This window comes from Sphingobium olei (genome assembly GCF_042678845.1).
Lineage (GTDB): Bacteria > Pseudomonadota > Alphaproteobacteria > Sphingomonadales > Sphingomonadaceae > Sphingobium > Sphingobium olei.
Genome location: NZ_JBHTLS010000049.1, coordinates 1 through 2153, shown reverse-complemented (window position 1 = coordinate 2153; position 2153 = coordinate 1). Strand labels below are relative to the sequence as shown.

Sequence of the window (2153 nt, the reverse complement as noted above, 5' to 3'; positions counted from 1 at the left end):
ATCCTTGCGTGCCGGGAGACTGGCGTCCGTCTATGAAGGCGACCAACCGCAGCGAAAACCAATGGCCCTCACCGCGTCGGTGACCAGCCCTCTAAATCCAACAAACGAACCCGTCAACCGCAATTTTTCGAGAAATGTTATCGGCCCCTTGAAGAGGGCGATGAACGGCGAAATTCCGTCCTTCTTTCGTTCCGGCGCGTCACCCTGCTCAGCCATATCGCGGAGCGGGCCAGCCGAGCCGGCGCTTCTCCTTACCCTCGAAGCGAATCAATTGCCGGCTTTCTCGTGCTGCCCATCGCACTAAAGATTTGCCGTCAGCCGATAGGCAGGCGAAGGATGTGATCCGGCGCATCACGCAGTTGCACGTAAAGGACACCGTCCTTGGGAACGGCCGTGGTCAGCGTTGAGCCGGTATAGCCATGCGCAACCTTCGTCGCCTGATCCAGGGACGATGTGGAGCCTATCGCCTCGATCAGAAACAGATCGTGTCCGCGGACGGAGCATCCCTCCCCTGCCCCGCACGTGACTGCGTCGACGTGGGGCAACCGTGCGAGCGTCACCAGTGGCCGCCAGTCGCTCGCCTCTCCTCCCTGTCGGACACGAAAGCGCAAGGGTCCGAACAAAGGGGAGGAGCTGGCTTTCGGATCCAGGGTCGCAACCGCGACCTGCGGGCTTTCCATGCGCAGCCCTTTGCCCACTGCGAGGGTGACGACAGCATCGGGGTCGCCAGCCGCCACCTCGATCGAATCACCCGCGCTCAATCGGCCGTTGCCCGCCACCTGTACCGAGAAGACCAGCGTGCCGTTGTCGGGCAGCAGTCCGTCGCCCTCGATCGCCAAAGCTCTTTCATTGGCGGGGACAGCGCCCGGCATCACGGTCTTGCTGAGGAGATTGACCTGCAGGCGGGGCGGCGCGATCGCAAGGTCCAGCTTCATCGAGCGGCCATCACGCAGCCGCACCCGGGCCGTCGCCTGTGTGCCGGCTGTGGGAAGACCCCCCTCCCCTTCTGCCGCCAGTTGCAATCGGTCGATATTCCCGTCACGCGAAAGGCCATCGGGGCGCCAGGTCAGCCCGGCCAGCTCCACCCGATCCACCTGGTCCAGCCGCAGACCAGACAGCATGGCGGTTCTGTCGCCGGCGTGGAGTAAAAGCCCATCCAGCCGGCTCGCTTCGGCGAAGCTACGGAGCGAAAGCACTGACGGATCGGCTACACCCTGATATTTGATCTCGATGCTGATCGGACCGGGCTTGTCGTCGGACAGCGGCAGCGTGACCGCCACCCCTTCCCGTCCTTGCTCTTTCCACGAGAGGGATCGAGCGGCACCGTCCTTCTGGCGAAGCGTGACGCTTTCGATGCAGGCAGGTGCCCCGCCCTTCAGCAGCAGCTGATTCTCCCGACCGACGACCAGAGTGGGGGGATCGCCCGCCAACTGCCATCCTTGCCCGTCGGGGATCTGGACTTCGAAGTCCGGGCCTTCAAATCGGTCGAATCCCCAGCTGCCGTGAAGATGCCCTTGCATCGCGCCTTGAAAGGATGCCGGCCACGCGACACTGTCTGGCACCACATAGCCGCCCCGGTCCGCACGCGCGACGACAGGCAGGTCCAGCGGTTCGCCGGATGGTGATTTTACGGTAAGCGCCATGTCGCGCGCATAGGCTGTCGAATAGATCAACGGCGCCCCCTCGACGGGCAGCACTGCCCCTCCCCGGGCCAGGCAGATCGCTCCCCCCTCCCCTTTGCGCAGCCGCGGCGGACTGTCGGCCTCGATCGCAGGCATGGCGATCACCATGACGGATTTGGGCTTGGTGAAGGACGGCGCGCTATTGAGTAGCAGCGCCAGTTCGTCGGCGCGCCGGACGGTGAGCGTTGGAAGATAACCGAAATCGGGATTGCTGAACGCGCCGAAAATGCGGGCTACGTCCCGGACCACCGCAATATAGGGGCTGTAAAAGCCATAGCCGGCCTCTCGCGTGGCGCTCAGCTGCAATGCCAGATCCGTGGGCGCACCCGTCAACGTTTCCGCCATGTTGGGGTGGACGGCTCCCAACGGCATCGCAATGTGCCAGAGTGAGTGCGTTGCAAGACTCAATCAAGGGAGCCGCCCGTGGAGCAAATTACCCGCATAGGCATGGATACGTCAAAGAACGTTTTT

1 protein-coding gene is annotated in these 2153 nt (G+C 63.4%); it reads right to left on the bottom strand.

The window, feature by feature from the left end; all coding sequences use genetic code 11:
• Positions 1-314 precede the first annotated feature (314 nt).
• The gene (locus ACFQ24_RS04010) at positions 315-2054 is read right to left on the bottom strand and encodes a hypothetical protein (protein WP_380909163.1); all 1740 of its coding nucleotides are present in this window, start codon (positions 2052-2054) and stop codon (positions 315-317) included.
• Positions 2055-2153 lie beyond the last annotated feature (99 nt).

Bases quoted from the DNA above. Each gene is read 5' to 3' on its own strand.
- ACFQ24_RS04010 (WP_380909163.1), bottom strand. From the start codon at position 2,054: ATGCCGTTGGGAGCCGTCCACCCCAACATGGCGGAAACGTTGACGGGT.